Raw genomic sequence first — 15,239 nt, forward strand, 5'->3', positions numbered from 1 at the left:
GGCTGAGCGGCACTGGTCTGCTGGCGCATTTCACCGGCGGCACCGCTTCGATCATCATCACCGGCATCGTGGTCTGGTTAGTGGCCGTGCTGATGCGTGCCCGGCGGCCCTGGCTCACCATTCTGACCTGCTGGTTGATCAACTTCGTGGCGGTCGGAATAGGCACCAGCCTGGCCCCCAACTACGCCCTCGTGATCGGCTGCGTGGCCATCGCCGGTTACCTTTACTGGCGGTCCGGCGCGCTGCTGCAGATCGTCGACAAGATGCGCGGCCAGGCGTATCAGAACCGTGTCCTGGACGATGCCTCGGACGCGCAGCGGGAGACCTTCGAACAGCTGCGCGGGGTCAGCAAGGACATGCAGCTGCTGTACAACCTGCAGGCGCCGGCCGACTTCGGCGCGGTGCTGCCGGTTGACGCGCTGGTGGTCGGCCCTACCGGCGTCTACACCGTTTTCGCCGTCGACGCCCTCGGTCGCGTACGGGTCAACGTGCACGCTCGCAGCCGGGTGTCTGTCGAGGGGCGGAGCATCGACAAGCTGCTGTACGACATCGCCTCCACAGCTTTCGCGATTTCCGAGGCGCTGCGGGTGGAAGTCACCCCGGTCGCGTCGATGGTCGGCGCCACCTTTCCGGCCGAATACCCGGGAATCATTCCGATCTCCACCTCCCCGAAATCCGCGAACGGGGTGGTCGAGCTGACTCTGCTCGACCCGCATTTGCTGGTGGATCGGCTTTATTACGGCGATTCCGTCTACACCACCGGCCAGATCGCGACGATCATCCACCGCGCCCGTGGCCTGCAGCACCGGACCGACGGCGGCAAGGACTACGTCCCGAGCCATGTGGACATCCGAAAATCCAACGCCCAGCGGGTACGCCCCACCGAGACTTTGGACGACAGCAGCATCCTGGACGAGGTGGCCGACGTTTTCTCGGCGACATCCACCGGCGGGGACGTGCATCCCACCGGCTCCCAACAGGACGATTACACGCCCGGCACGGAAGTTTCGTGGACCGACGACTCCGGCTCGTGGGATGGCTGGGTGTGTACGACCGGTGTCGTCGCGCTGGCGGACGTACCAGATGGGGCGTTGGACACCACCTTGTCGGTCGGCGACCACGTCGTGTGGATCGTGTCCAAAACCGAGTGGGAACGCGCCAGCGACGACCACCGCGAGCCCGACCCCGCCCTCATGCAGCCGGTACGCGTCAACAGCCTCCGCGCCAGCCACTAAACTCGCGAACGTAACGAAACGGTTCAGCACCGTTACCTTCGCGACCTAGGGGTGGGGAACGCCGTTCGCGCTGCCGTCGAATGAAGTGGTGACGTTTTCGAAGGTGTCCGATTCCAGGGCGTGCCGGACTGTCGACACCCAGCGCTGTGCGTACGCCCTTCCGGTCGGTGTCCAGTTTTGTGGTGGGTAGGCCAAACAAAAGGCGTGGACGAACGTGCAGAGCTGGTAGTCGGTGACGTCGGCGTCGTGGACCAGGCTGTGCGGCGGCAGGCCCGCGTAGTCGACGAGGTGGCGTACGAGCGAGCCGCCGGTGAAAAGTGCTCTCGCGCCGGCGGGGTCCGCAGACACCCGCGGTTTGCAGACCGGACACCAATGGCAGCGGTGCCGGGTCGGGTCATTCTCGACGGTTTTGGTCAGTGCGGCGGTGAGATCGGCCGAGCTGGCGGTGAATTCGCGGTGCCTGCGGCGGATTTCGTCGTCATCGGCGAGCGGCGCTTCGGGCCGGCCAAGGGCGGCGGCATGCTCGGCCCGTACGTCCGGAACCCGGATCGTCACGGCCTGCTCGAGATTGTGGTGGGACACCAACGCTTCGAACGGCCGCAGTGAGGCGGCAGCGGTGACCTGGTCGGGGTGCAACGACATCGTCGCGCCGAGCAGCCGGCGGTCGTCCTGCGCGACCGTACGATGGAGCACCTTCAGGTTGGTGATTTTGTACGCGTCCGCAGCGACCCGGCCGACCTGCTGATCGAGCAGCACATAACTTTGCCGGTATTTGCGGTCTTCGGCGAGCCCCTGGGCGATTCGCTCGGCGGCCGCGGACCGAAGGTCGTTGGTTGTTCCTGTCGTACGGGGAAAAACGCGGTGTGCCTCTTCCAGCAGCACGACATGCGGAGGATCTTGTGGCTGGCGAGCGAACCGGACGTGACCGCGCATCACGTTGATCAGCAGCAAAATCAGAAGAGACTGTTCTTTGGCGTTCTCGCCGACCGCGGCCAGCTCGAAGACCGTGGGCCGGCGCATCAGCTCACCGATGTCGAACGACTGGGCGCAGTCCAGGGTGGAGCCGCAGGCGCCCTCGGCCAGCGACTCCGCCCGCAGCCGGCCGGACGCGTCCAGGTTCGCCGCCAGCTCGCCGGCGTATCCGAGCATTTTCGTGACGTCGGCCAGCGCCGCGATGAAGTCGGTCAGCACCGGCCAGCGGCCCAGCAGCTCTCCCGATCCGCGCTGGTCGGCCTGGAAACCGAGCCGGCCGTACGCGGTGATCAGCGCCCGGCGATAGAGGAACGGGAGCGGGTCCCATAGATCGAAAGCGGCTTCGAAACAGGCCAGCAGGTTCGAAATGTGTGCCACCACCGACATGCCGTCGGGGACCTGGAAGGGATTGAGCCGCAGCGGCGCCACTGCCTCGTCTCCGACCGTGAAAATGACGAGGTTGTCGAAGGCCGGCAGGCTGGCCAGCCAGCGGTAGTCGTCCAGCGCCGCGCCGACCGGTTGAATCACCGCGAAGGGCAGCCGCTGCTCCTGGAGTTGCGTACACAGGTGCAGAGCCGTGTTTGTCTTGCCAGAGCCCGGAATTCCAGCGATGAAGCCGTGCCGAGGAAGGTCGCGGACGGCGAGCCGGACGGCGTTGCGCTCGTCCTGGAACCCGAGCAACACCGACGGCCCTTCGACGGGATCGGTCCGGCGTACGCCATCGCGCGGTGCCACCACCCGAAAACCGGGAAGCGCCCCCTCCACGGCCGCTGGCAGCTGGAAAAGTGTCGCTGCCTCCGTACGATCCACCAGCACTCGCAGCGCGACCAGGCCGTCGCGACCGCCGGCGACCCCGTCCGGCTGCCGATCTTCCCGCAGCGCTTGGAGAAGGACTGGATCGGGCGTGTCGATTGGCTGTAGTTCGGCGAAAGCGGCCGCTGACCGGCCGTGGTCGGTGGGTCGGCCGATCCGGAAACCGCTGGGCGCGGTGCGAAGATCGCGATCGGACGGCAGCAGCGCGCTCGCGACCGCCTCGGCGAGCCCGTCGTCGAAGGGCGCCGGCGACACCAGCGTGACGTCGAAACGAAAAACGGTGCCGGCGTACCGACGAAGGGCGTCCAGGAAGATCGGCTCGTACGTACGCGCGGCGCCATCGGGTGGGTAGCGGATCTGGCCGCCGAGATCGCCGGGGACCTGGAAGGTCTCCACCAACCGGCCGAACCGGGTGCTCTCGCTTTCCAGCGTCCGGCGCAGCGCCGGCGGTGCCGTGGTGGGCTGGAGCAGCACCGAAAGGACGAGCGGGTGCGGATGCCGGCGCAGTGTTTCCAGCATTCCCTCCCATCGCCCGGGCGTACGGGCGAAAGGCTGGATCGCCACGTACGTGTGCACGCCGGCGTCCGGTCGCTCGGGTTTCGCGGTGAGGACGCACTTCTGGATGACCGCGATGCCGCGCGGGTCTGGTGGGAAAGGCGCCAGGGTTTGGTGCAGCGCCGCGGCGTCGGGGATTTCGGCGGTGACGCAGTGATCCGGCACTTGGGTGAGGCGGGTGGTGAGCTGCGCCAGCCGGGTCGTCGCCTCGCCTTCGGAAGTGGCGTCGACCCGACCGAGCAGGCACGCTTCGATCTCACCGCGGCCGTTACCCGACCACCGCATCGCGACGACCGAGCCAGCGCTGGCGGCGGCCAGACTGTCCACAAAGGACGCCTGCTCGGCGCGCACCCGATCCCACCGCTGCTCGGGTGGGACACGGGCATATTCGGCTCGGCGGCTCAGATCGGTGGCGGCGACCAGCCTCACTCCGCCCCACGCCCGTACCCGGTCGCCGACCCGGGCGACGATTTCCGCGGCCACTACTCAGGACGGGTTTTGTGGCGGCCAACCCTGTTGACCCTGCTGGCCGGGTGGGGTGGGCAGCTGCTGGGTGGAGCCGGGTGCCGGCGGCGAATAGCCCGGCGGGACCTGGCCGGCGCCGCCGCCCTGCTGCGGATATCCGGCTGGCGGGTTCTGCGCTTGCTGGCCCTGGTTTTGCGGAACCTGGCTTTGCGGAACCTGGGCGCTGCTCAGCGCGGGACCGGACGCGGCGCCGAGCATTTGCTCGACGTCCGGAATTCCGGCGAGATCCCGATCCAGGGTGTCGCTGCCTGGGCTGATGCCGTAGATCGCGGCCTGAACCCCTTCCCGGAGCAGGCTGTGGCCGGTCTCCCGCAGCGCCCGGGTGTGCGAGTTTCGCAGCGAGGAACGAAAAGATGCGCCCGGCCCGAAGTTCGCGAACATGTCGCGGAAATAGTGTCCGATCACCACCACGGTAGAGCGCGATCGCCACATGTTCCAGCCGACGAAAAGGTCGGCGCCCACTTCCCGTACGACCATCACCACCTGGTCGCGCCCGTGTTTGATAGTCAGGAAATACTGCCCGGCGAGCTTGGCCGGCCGCACCTGATACGGGGTTTGCCGCTGCCGGGAAGCGCTCCAGATCCACCAGTACGACGAGCGCGCCGCGCCGCCGCGGCCCTCAATGAGCAGCGAATACTCCGCCATGGGCTCGCGGTAAGGCAGGAACAGTGTGACTATCGAGGCGATATAGAGCAGAACGGCCAGGATGAAGCACAACACCGAGAGTCCGCCGAATGGCGAAGGCGTGCTGATCGCGTACGTGCCACTGCCGGAAGTGAAGAGGCCGCCGATCGCGGAGAGCACGGACAGCAGGATGCCGAGGAAAAAGAATGCTGTCGCGCAGAGGAAGAGCGGCAGGATCCGGATCAGGTGGAACTGCAGTAGCGGCCAGGTGAGTGAGTCGTCCACCCACTGTTCCGGCGGGGTGTATTCGATTTTCCGGGCCCGGTAGTTGCCGTGCACGTCATAGAGCACCTGGTCGAATGGTTTGGTCATGCTTGCCCCCATGCCCCGGCGAGCGGATGGCCGCTGGCCGGCGGTCGTGACGTCCGAATGTCCAGGTGACCCTAACGGAGGGGCAAACTCACTGACAACATTCCGTGGTCAGCGTGTTACGCGGTCGAACCGTTCACCATAGCAACGGTCAGCAACCGCCGGCTGGGCTGGAAAAACACCTCGCCGCGGCCCGGAGAGTGCGGACCGCGGTGAGGTTGTTCTAACCCGCGAGTGCCAGGTAGGGCTCCCAGAGCGGGTCCGGCGCTGCCACCCCGATCACCAACCAGCCGGTGACCCGAGGCGCCACTGGCACCGTACGAAGCCGCCAGCCGAGCTCGGAGAGCAGCTGGTTTCCCTTGCGGGTGTTGCAGGATCCGCAGGCGGCCACGCAGTTTTCGAACCCGTCCTGGCCGCCGCGGGACCGCGGCACCACGTGGTCGATGGTGTTTGCCTTCTCGCCGCAATACGCGCAACGGAAACGGTCGCGTTGGAGCACGGCACGTCGGGAGAACGGTGCGGAATGTCTGTACGGCACCCGGACGTACCGGATCAGTCGTACCACTCGCGGGATTTGGTACGAACGCCGTGCGCTGCGCAGCTCGGTGTCGCCGCATTCCACGATTTCCGCCTTCTGGGCCAACACCAGGACGATCGCGCGCCGGATGGGTACGACGGTCAGCGGTTCGTAGGTGGCGTTGAGTACGAGGGTGGTTTGCACGGCGTTCCTCCTTTCTCAAGTAGACCTTGGGAGGCGGCGTCGGCGCCGGTGCTCTCTTTGTCCGGCGCCGACCTTCTTTTTCCTCAGGCGGCGGGCTTTCGTAGACCGCTTAATCCCCGTTTGGCGGGTACCGGCTGGCCGGCTTCGAAAAGCCGGCCGCCCCACACCCCCCACTCGCGGTGGCGGAAGGCCCACTGCCCGCAGGAGTCCGCGAGCGGACACCCAGCACAGACCTCGACGGCCCGCGCGTACTCGGCTGGGGAAATCGGATCGAAAATCTCCGGGTCCGGGTGGTCGCGGCACGCTCGTCGCGGGCTGTCCCGCGGATCCGGGACCTCCTGGATCGACTTTTCCCTCGCTGTCAGTGTTGCGGTCATGCCGGTCACCTCCTTTCTCGGCTGTGCATGGATTTCCGGTGCCCTCGGCGGGAATCGAACCCGCATTTCCGGTTTCGTAAACCGGCACTCTGTCCGTTGAGCTACCAGGGCAGCATCAATAGACGGTCGCGCGGTCGCGATCGTCTGTGGAGCAACAAAAAAGCCGCTCCGGAGATCCGGAGCGGCTGCTGGTCAGCGGTGGCTAGCTCAGCAGAAGTCGCTTCGGATTCGTCGCCAGGATGCATTTGTCACTGGCTGGGGCCAGATTCGACAAGCTCGTCCACTGGTATCCCGGTCGGTGACCGAGCATGGCGACGGGGCGCTCGAAGCGCTTGGTCGCTGATGCGTACGCAGTCACGGGGAATCAGTCCTTTAAGTCAGAAATCGAATGGGAGTGGGCGGTGCGTCCGGACAACTGTACCGCGACCAGGCCACTGGACAACAGAGTTTTCCCCAGGCCGCGTCAGTGTGGATGCTGCACCGGGTGTCGGGCGACCACCCGGCGCTGCGCGAGCTGGGCGTCACTGGCCATTCTCTGTTGCGGTGTGCCGCCTGATTTTCGTGCTCTTATGGCAGCCAGAGTGCGCTGGGCGCGAGCGTTGACCGCGATCGTACGCTGGGATTCCTCAGCGGAGAGCGGCACATTCGGCAGCTCCACCGCCGCTTCGCCGCCAGCATCGGGTCGGGCGTGTCGGCCGCCGCCGGACCCGGACTGGGCGGCGGGTTTGCGGGCGGTGTTACCGATGGCCGCACTTTCCACCGCGCGCGCCAACAACTCGTCCTGCGCGGTCAACCGTTGGTCCATTCGTACGATCAGCTCCTCGTTGCGGCGGAGCTGCTCGGCCTGCCGGTCGATGACGGCGGCCTGGTCGGTGATGATGCGGTGGTAGTTCTGCAGGGTCGCGTCCTGCCGGGCGATGATGTCGCCCTGCTGCTGGACGGTCTGCCGCAACTCGGTGACCTGCTCGGCCGGCACCTCGCTGCGCAGGTCGATCGAAGAGTCGGCCTCCTCCACGGCAGTGTCGGCCGGTTCGGTCGGGGCCGGCCGCTGCTCGAACCCGGCCGGCCAGGCCGACGAGACACCCGGCGGGTTGGCCGAGCGGGCGATTCGACCGAAGCTTTCCCGCAGCTCAACGCCCTGGGTGGCGGCCCAGGCAGTGACTGTCGGTGCCTGCGTCTGATACCCGGCGGCGGCCGGCCGGCCGACGATCCGCACAAAGATCTGGTGCACGCTCTCGGTCCGCAGACCCACCGGTAGGGCCTTCACATACTCCCGAAGCCCTCGTACCGACGTCATCGTCTTCTCGCCGATCCGTCGCCAGAGCGAGGGGGCAGCGACAGCGTGCCGTTTGTGCCGGCCGCGGGCGCCGAAAGGGGCACCAAAAGGGGCCGTGAATGGCGCGGTCACAGTGGCTCCAGAAAGCCACAGCGGGCTGCCACGATCATCGGAATGGCGGCGGAGAACATCTGCGCGAGCTCTTCGACGGTGAGGGGCTGCTCTTCCTCGAACTCCCGGTCGTACTTGACGATGTCATCCCAGATGGACGTGGAATTGTACGAACCACACCAGAATGTATAAACGTCCGGAATAACCTCCAGCAGCACCTCGCCGTTCTTTCCGATCCGGAACATTTCCGGCTCTTCGGCGGTGTTACCCAAACCCTCCGCGGTCGGATAAAGACGGTGCGTACGCAGGAATTCCAACGCTGACCCGCTGCCCGGCTCGTACTCGGCGAGGACGCGGCTGCTGATCAGCCGGTCTACCAGACCAGCGGTGCCGCTGCCCACGCTCGGCTCGGCGAGCTCGACCAGCCGGTCGCGGGTGAAGGCGAGGGTGGCATGCGCCTCGATGTCGGCGTGCGCGGTGAGCCACACTTGGTAGGCACCATGGGGGAGCGCGATGGACTCATCGGCGCGGAGCACCTCATAGAAGGCCGGCTCCGGGCCGCCGTCGATCCCAAACCGGGGGCCGTTGCCGAAGCCCACCGGCACGATGATCGTGGTCACCCGACCTCCCGGCTGTGCTGTACGCCTGACCAACCCACGGTATCAGCGGATATGCACTGGTCGGGTACAAACAAAGCACTCCGGACGGACCGGCCGGTACGCTGAGTCACACGGCGGGACGCGGGTGGGAAGGCAAAACGTGGCAGTTGACGACAAGAGCGAGGAACGGCTGGTCTGGGCTGTCGCCGGCGCGACCGTGCTGGCGATGCTGATCTGGGTGTTCGGGTTTCTGGTCTGGGATTCCGGTCAGCTGGCCGGACTGGCGGCCAACGGCAAGTTCCCGAACAGCACCCTGGGCGACGTGCCGGGACTGCTGCTCCACTTTTTCGGCCACCTCGGCGACCCGGCGCAGGCGTGGCCGGAGGTGGCCCGTCAACAGGTCGGCCCGACGATCTTGCTCTACGTGTTTCTGGCACTACAGCTCGCTTTCGTGATCGCGGTGATCGCGTTGGTGATCCGTTTGGTGCTGCGGTTCCGGCGGCGTCGCAAGAGCCGCCGGCTGCGCCTGGGATTCGCGTCACCGGGAGAGATCGACCGGCTGCTGTCCGCATCGGCCGTACAGAAGAAGGCCCCGTCCGTACGCCCGTCCCAGCCCAAGGCGCGGGCCGCCGAAGTGGGTTTCCCGATCGGCAAGGACATTCGTTCCAACAAAGAGCTTTTCGGTTCGGTAGAGGACGTGTTCCTGATCGTGGCACCGCCGCGGCAGGGCAAGGACGTGCATTTCTGCATTCCGTACACGATCGACGCGCCCGGTCCGGTGCTGATGACCTCGACCCGCGCGGATGCTTTTGGCGCCACTGTGTCGATGCGGGAAAAAGTCGGCCAGGTCTGGGTTTTCGACCCGAACAACATGACTTCCTGGCCGTCCCGGCTGCGTTGGTCGCCGGTCCGTGGCTGTGAGGAACCGCTGCGTGCGCTTTCCCGGGCATCGGCTTTCGTCGCAGGCGCCGGAGTTGGCGAAGGCGTCACCAACGCGAGCTACTGGACTGGCGTCGCGACCTCGATTCTGCGGTGCTATTTGCACGCGGCCGCGCTGGCCAATCGTACGATGGCCGACGTGGTGCGGTGGTCCACCCAACCGACCAACCAGGAGCCGGTGAACATCCTGCGCTGGGGCGAATCCCAGGGCCTCGCGGCGCCCGGCTGGGCCGGCGAGCTGGAACAGGCCAGCGCCGCCGATTCGGAGACCCGCGGCAACATGTGGAACGGCGTTCGCCGGGCGCTGGACTGCTTCGCCGACCCGTCAGTGCTGGCATCCTGCTCGCCGGGACCCGAGGAATCCTTCGACGTCCAGGCATTCCTCGCCGGCCGGAACACTTTGTACGTGCTGGGCAAGGAAAAGAAGGCCGGCAGCGTGGCGCCACTGGTGACCGCGATGATGGAGGACATCTTCGACCAGGCCCGGGCGATCGCCAGCCGGATGCCAAACAGCCGGCTGGACCCGCCGCTGACCGTCGAGCTGAACGAGGCGGCGCACATCGCGCCGATGCCGAACCTGCCCGGCTACATGGGCGACTCCGGTGGTTTTTCCATTGCCCTGCACGTCTATCTGCAGTCGCTGGCGCAGGCCCGGTCGCGCTGGAGTGAGGACGAGGCAGCGGTCATGTGGGACACCGCGGCCATCCGGGTGGTGATGGGTGGCTCCGGGCACGTCAACGACCTCGACGACATCTCCCGGCTTATTGGTGAGGTGGACGAAAAACAGCGCACCAAGACCCGCGGCAACGACGGCCGGTCGGTCTCGGTCTCCCAGCAGCCGCGGCGCGTTCTCACCGTGGACGAGTTGCGGACGCTGGAGTTCGGCCGGGCGGTCGTGGTGGCCCGGTCCGCGCGGCCGGTGGAGATCAAGCTGAAGCCGTGGTGGAAGCGTTCGGACGCGAACGAGATCAAGGCCGGTCAGCAGCGGGTCAGCGCGCTGCTCGCGGAGCCTGAGCGCCAGACGATGGTGTTGCCGGCCACCCAGCCCAAGCCGGCGCTGCTTGCCGGCGTGCCGCCCCGGCCGCTGCTGCCCGGGTTCGGGCCCGAGGTCGGGAGCGGCCGTCCGTACGCCCAGCCCGAAATCGCCACTGGCCGGCCGCACGACCAGCCGGAGTTGACCGCCGCGCCGGTGTCGGCCCAGCCGATGTCCGCCGCACCCGCCCCGCCGGCTTCCTTGATGGACGAGCGGGAGACGGCCCGGTTGCCGTATGCCAAGCCGCACCAGCCGCCAGTGGCCTATCCGGAGCCATCCGCCGCACCCGAGCTGGCGCCTGGCTGGGGCCCGCCGACGGACGGCCGGGCGCCCTGGAACGCCGAGCAGGAGGCCGCCGCGCAGGCCGCACGCGCGCAACAGCCCGCTGAGCACGACCATCAGGTGCCGGAGACTGGGACGTACGACCTGGCGCCTTCGCCGGTCGCGGATCGCGCTCCCGAGACGTACCAGGCCGAACAGTCGTCGCCTGTCGTTGCACCGCTGCCGTTCGCGGTCGTACCGCACAGCGTGGCGCCCGCTCCGGAGCCTGAGTCGTATCGTGCAGAGCCAGAGCCAGAGCCAGAGCCAGAGCCAGAGCCAGAGCCTCAGCCGCCGGCGGAGGCTGGCCCGTATCGCGTCGATCCGCAGCTGACCGCGGAGCCCCATCCCTACCGCGTTGACCAGCAATCGACCGCGGAGCCCAATCCCTACCGCGTCGACCCGCCTCCGTCGCCGTCGACGCAAGGTGCTGATCTGTACGGCGGTGCGGCCGAGCCGCAGCTTCCCTCGGCCGCGCTGCCGCACAGCGCTGGGCAGCCTGACTCGTACGCTGCCGAGCCCGAGCCGGCCGTTTCGTCGCCACCGTTGCCATCCGCCGTCGTGCCGCATGGTGTCGGTCAACCTGATCCGTACGCCGTCGAGCAGGAGTCGGATCTGCCGCCGGAGCTGGTGGTGCGGCCGCCGTTGCCGTCGACCGTCGTGCCGCACAGCGTCGCGGGGGAGTTTGACCCGTATCGCGTCGAGCCGCAGCCCGACCTGCCGCCAGAGCCGGTGGTGCGGCCGCCGCTGCCCTCGGCAGTCGTGCCGCACAGCGCGAAACCGGCGGGCAGTGACTCCCATCGCGTCGAGCCGCAGCCGTCGACCCCTGGCCCCTATCGGGTCGAGCCGCCATCCGCCGCCGCGCCGTCGTTGCCGTCGGCGGTCGTGCCACATCCCGTGGCGCCACCCGCGCAGCCGCCGTCGGAGGCCGGTTCTTACTGGCCAGAGACCCAGCCGGCGGCAGCGCCGCCGCTGCCATCCGCGGTTGTGCCGCATGCGGCGGCCGTTCAGCCGCCGAGCGTGGCCGAGGAGCCGGCCGGCAACGGGCTGCCGGGTTGGTTCGAAGAGCCTCCCCGGAGTCACCAGGCCGACAAGACTGTGGAATACCCGGTCGGGCATCCGGCAGCGCAAAGCGCGTGGCTCGAACAGTTCGCCGCAGCTCAGGAGACTGCTGCTCAGGAGAATCAGGCCGCGCCGGAACCTCCGGCCACCCCGCCCGTCCCAGCGGCTCCGCCTTTCCCGGTCGCGCAGTCGTACCCAGCCGCCCAGGCCAGCGCACCTCCGTACGCGGCTGGCCAGCCTTACGCGGCCGCCGCGCCGGCCGCTTCGCCGTTCCCGGCCAGCCAGCCCAGCCCACCGCCCCAGCCGGCCACTCAGCCGTACGCTGCCGCGCAGCCCAGCGGTCCGCCGTACGCTGCCGCGCAGCCCAGCGGTCCGCCGCAGCCCGCCGCTTCGCCAGCCGCGCCGCCGTACGTGGCAGCCCAGCCGCCGATGCCGCCGGCTGACTCCTCGATGGCCGGGCAGCGGACCCAGGAGATCGAGCCGCCGTACTGGACTCAGCCGCAGCCGGCGGCCGCCCAGCCGCAGCCACAACCTGCGGCTGGGCAGGAGCCGCCCTACTGGGCTGGCCAGCCGGCCGAGCAGCCCTACTGGCCAGGTCAGCAGCCCGCTGCGACGCACCCGGCCGGCCCGCCCTCCTGGCAGGGCGAACCAGCCACGTCCGGGGCACCGCAACCGCCCGCGCCGCAGCAGAAAAACGGGCCGGATGAGCACGAGGACACCCGGCCGTTCTGGTTCGGTCAGCCGGCTCCCGAGCCCTATCGGGTGGAGCCGCCCGCGCAGCCGCGCAGCGTCGACCCGTACGCGCCGCCGCCCGCCACCGACCGGCGCAGCGCCGATCCGTATCTGGTCGACCAGCGAGTGGTGCCGGCGCCGCCCTACCCGCCCAACAACAGCGAACCGCGAACCTGACGTTTTCGTGGTGGAAACGCCGAAACGTCCAGCTCTCAAGGTGCGTGGTCGGGAGGGCTAGTCGCCCTGGGTGGCGCCTTCGCGGTTGATGGCGGCGTTGAGTTGCTGGCGTACGTCCTCAGCCATCCAGTGGGCGAGGACGTGCGGCACGTGACCATCGCGGCAGGACGACAGCGCACCGGCCACCCGGCCCCGCGTCCGCTCCAGCATCTCGTGCCACTGGACCGGCTGCCCGGCGTCGGCTGACACGTCGTACGCCCGCTCGCGCGCCGAGAACAGCGCGGTCAGCTCCTCGACCGCGTCGCCGTGCTGCCACCAGCAGGGCAGGATCTCGCGCTGCAGGCTGTAGCGGTAGACGAGCCCCTCGACGAACCGCACCAACCGCCGCCAGGCGGTGCCGCGCTCCGGGCCGGTCAGGGTGGCCCAGTCGATCGACTTCGGGCCGTCCGGCCGGTTGGCCTGCTTGCCTTCGAGGTCGCCGACGCGCTCCAGCAGTTGGTCGATGACCTCCTGCTGCACCTCGATGGTGTTGATGAGCATCTGGTAGCCCGAACGCAGGTCCATCGGCGGCAGCGCGTCCTCGCTGACCAGCCCATTCGCGCTGGTCACGGCCGCCGCGGCCGAATCGGCGGGCGGCTGGGTGGCGACCGGCTCGAGGCCATTGGCCCACTCGCGGGTCGCTTCGCCCTCGGCGCCGTTCAGGCTGCTCATCGCCCTCCTCCCGTACGTCAGCGATCTTCCCGGATGGTAGCCGAAGCGGGGGTGTGTGGCGGCAGTTCCTGCCGCTGGGCCGCAACTGGCTCGCGTCGGCAAGGCACGTCCTGTAAGCACCTGACTGGGCTGGGTGAGGATGGGGAGATGGCCGACAGCCTGGGTGCGACCCCTCAGTACGAGTCCATTGCCGATGAGTTCCTGTCCCACGCGCGGGACGGCTTCTACAACGCGCATTACGACCGGCCCGCGTGCCTGCGGCTGCTGGCGCAAGTGCGCGGTCTGGACGTACTCGACGCGGCCTGTGGACCCGGTCTCTATGCCGAGGAGCTGGTCGTCCGCGGCGCGCGGGTGATCGGTTTCGACAGCAGCCCGCGGATGGTCGACCTGAGTCGCCAGCGCGTACCAGCCGGCGACTTTCGCGTACACGACCTGACCGAGCCGCTCGGCTGGCTGCCGGACGAGTCGATGGATCGGGTGCTTTTCGCGCTGGCGCTGGAATATGTCGACGACAGGGTGGCCATGCTGCGGGAATTTCACCGGGTGCTGCGCCCAGATGGCGCGTTGGTGCTGTCCCGGCTGCACCCGACCGGCGACTGGCTGCGGCACGGTGGCGGCTATTTCGACGTACGGGTCGTCGAAGAGACGTACAGCGGGGGGTGGAAACTGCGCTATTGGATGGCGCCATTGGAGCGTACGTGCGAGGAACTGCACCAGGCCGGCTTCCTGATCGAGCGCCTGGTGGAACCCGTGCCCGAGCCCGCGGTGCAGGCGCTGGATCCTGAGGATTACCAACTCCTGCGCCGCGAGCCACGCGGTTTCCTGGCTATCAAAGCCATTCCCGATCCCCGCCGAAGGTAACCGTCGTTAGGGGAGGGAGCGAGTGCCGGTGATGGACCACGCTTGTGCCACCCGGTCGCCGTCGATGCGCAGGATGTCGATGCCGGGCTTGCGCTCAGCTGCGTTGTCCTTCAAGAAATCGGCGACCCAGTGGCCGGTGACGTACCCACCGGCCGCGTCCACGATCGGGCCGACGACCGTGCGGTAGGTCAAGTTTTCATAGCGGGCGCGGAAGTCGCCGATGAACTTGGCCAGCTCGTACGGGCCGCGCAGTTCGTCCGCGGTCGGGATGTCCCGGCCGAAATGCACCTGGAAATCGGCGGTGACGAGTTTTTCGGCAATGTCGAGGTCGCCGTTCCAGAGCGCGGTCCAGTCGGTCCACAGCTGTCGTGCGTCGGTCATCTGTCTGATCCTCTCGGTTGGTGAGGACCAGGTTTCACCGCTTCGGCGACACCGTCCTGTCGGTGTTTACGGTCACTTCCATGCCGACCAACTGGTGCCCGAGTGCGCTCATCTCCAGCAGGTTGACCTCTCGGTCCCGGACCTGCTCGTCGAGCATTTCGGCGGCTCGGATCCGGTCCAGCCGAAAGCCGCGGACAGCCTCCCGGAGCCGGCACCAGGCCAGCAAATACCAGTGTGGATCGCTGCCCAGGAATCCCAGTGGCTCCACCAGTCGCTGCGAATCCACGCCATTGCGGTCCGCATAGCGCAGCCGCAACAATCGCCGCGAAGCCAGTGCCTCGTGGACCGGAGCAGGTGCGGCCGGTGGCTTTTGGGAAGCTACGAACACAATCCGGTCGGCCAGCGCGTGCGCGGACTCGAGATCGCCGGCCGGCATCACCGCGCGGACCTTCTGCAGGGCCGTACGAGCCGCCGATGCGAACGGTGTTCCGGTGAGTGATCGCAAGCCGATGGCGAGCGCGGTCGCCTCATCCGGGGTGATCGCGAGCGGTGGCAGCGTACGCTCGCGATCCAGCGCATACCCGCCGGACCTGCCCGCCACCGGATAAATCGGTACGCCGGACTGTTGTAGGGCGCTCAGATCCCGTTCGACGGTCCGCGCGCTGACCTCGAACCGCTGCGCGAGCCATCGCGCGCTGCGCGGCCGGGGCGCCACCGCCCGCAACTCCTCGACCAGCGCATAAAGCCGATCCGTCCGATTCACTCTGCGAGGCTATCCGGTGAGATTGCGGATCCTGGCAAGAATGGGGGATGCGGACAAACGGGCGTGACGGAGGATGAGGGCAAAA

12 protein-coding genes and 1 tRNA gene are annotated in these 15,239 nt (G+C 68.0%); 3 read left to right on the forward strand and 10 right to left on the reverse strand.

All coding sequences use genetic code 11. From position 1 onward, the window contains the following. Positions 1-1,235 (forward strand): hypothetical protein (locus ABD301_RS08945; protein ID WP_344308822.1); only part of this gene is annotated, 1,235 nt, incomplete at its 5' end. 45 nt (positions 1,236-1,280) lie between these two features. Here the strand turns inward: ABD301_RS08945 and ABD301_RS08950 are convergent. The 7 genes from ABD301_RS08950 to ABD301_RS08980 form a co-directional block, all read right to left on the reverse strand. Further along, entirely contained in the window at positions 1,281-4,058 is a 2,778-nt protein-coding gene (locus ABD301_RS08950; protein ID WP_344308824.1) for an ATP-binding protein, read from the reverse strand. A gap of 3 nt (positions 4,059-4,061) precedes the next feature. Further along, positions 4,062-5,096, reverse strand: coding sequence for a hypothetical protein (locus ABD301_RS08955; RefSeq protein ID WP_344308826.1), 1,035 nt, complete (start codon positions 5,094-5,096; stop codon positions 4,062-4,064). Between the two features lie 220 nt (positions 5,097-5,316). Next, entirely contained in the window at positions 5,317-5,814 is a 498-nt protein-coding gene (locus ABD301_RS08960) for an HNH endonuclease (RefSeq protein WP_344308828.1), read from the reverse strand. Between the two features lie 83 nt (positions 5,815-5,897). Then, entirely contained in the window at positions 5,898-6,191 is a 294-nt protein-coding gene (locus tag ABD301_RS08965; RefSeq protein ID WP_344308830.1) for a WhiB family transcriptional regulator, read from the reverse strand. Positions 6,192-6,230: 39 nt separating this feature from the next. Further along, positions 6,231-6,302: transfer RNA gene (locus tag ABD301_RS08970), tRNA-Arg, on the reverse strand. A gap of 352 nt (positions 6,303-6,654) precedes the next feature. Continuing rightward, the gene (locus ABD301_RS08975; RefSeq protein ID WP_344308832.1) at positions 6,655-7,599 is read right to left on the reverse strand and encodes a hypothetical protein; all 945 of its coding nucleotides are present in this window, start codon (positions 7,597-7,599) and stop codon (positions 6,655-6,657) included. Next, positions 7,596-8,198, reverse strand: a complete 603-nt coding sequence (locus ABD301_RS08980; RefSeq protein ID WP_163573519.1) for a hypothetical protein — start codon at positions 8,196-8,198, stop codon at positions 7,596-7,598. Before ABD301_RS08980 ends, ABD301_RS08975 begins: the two co-directional genes overlap by 4 nt. A 139-nt stretch (positions 8,199-8,337) precedes the next feature. Between ABD301_RS08980 and ABD301_RS08985 the strand changes: the two genes are divergently transcribed. Then, the gene (locus ABD301_RS08985; protein ID WP_344308835.1) at positions 8,338-12,438 is read left to right on the forward strand and encodes a type IV secretory system conjugative DNA transfer family protein; all 4,101 of its coding nucleotides are present in this window, start codon (positions 8,338-8,340) and stop codon (positions 12,436-12,438) included. Between the two features lie 57 nt (positions 12,439-12,495). Here the strand turns inward: ABD301_RS08985 and ABD301_RS08990 are convergent, their stop codons facing one another. After that, positions 12,496-13,149: a hypothetical protein gene (locus tag ABD301_RS08990; protein ID WP_163573524.1), complete on the reverse strand. Its 654-nt coding sequence runs from the start codon at positions 13,147-13,149 to the stop codon at positions 12,496-12,498. A gap of 147 nt (positions 13,150-13,296) precedes the next feature. On the opposite strand from ABD301_RS08990, the gene ABD301_RS08995 reads away from it, so the two are divergent. Then, positions 13,297-14,010: a class I SAM-dependent methyltransferase gene (locus tag ABD301_RS08995; protein WP_344308837.1), complete on the forward strand. Its 714-nt coding sequence runs from the start codon at positions 13,297-13,299 to the stop codon at positions 14,008-14,010. A gap of 6 nt (positions 14,011-14,016) precedes the next feature. Here ABD301_RS08995 and ABD301_RS09000 read toward each other — a convergent pair whose 3' ends face one another. Together ABD301_RS09000 and ABD301_RS09005 are read right to left on the reverse strand one after the other, a co-directional pair. Then, positions 14,017-14,391 carry a nuclear transport factor 2 family protein gene (locus ABD301_RS09000; RefSeq protein WP_344308839.1) on the reverse strand — a complete coding sequence of 125 codons (375 nt, stop codon included), beginning with the start codon at positions 14,389-14,391 and terminating at the stop codon, positions 14,017-14,019. Between the two features lie 34 nt (positions 14,392-14,425). After that, a complete protein-coding gene (locus ABD301_RS09005; protein ID WP_344308841.1) occupies positions 14,426-15,154 on the reverse strand; it encodes a helix-turn-helix transcriptional regulator in 729 nt (242 codons plus the stop codon). Positions 15,155-15,239 lie beyond the last annotated feature (85 nt).

It is taken from the genome of Fodinicola feengrottensis (assembly GCF_039530045.1).
GTDB classification, from domain to species: Bacteria; Actinomycetota; Actinomycetes; order Mycobacteriales; family HKI-0501; genus Fodinicola; species Fodinicola feengrottensis.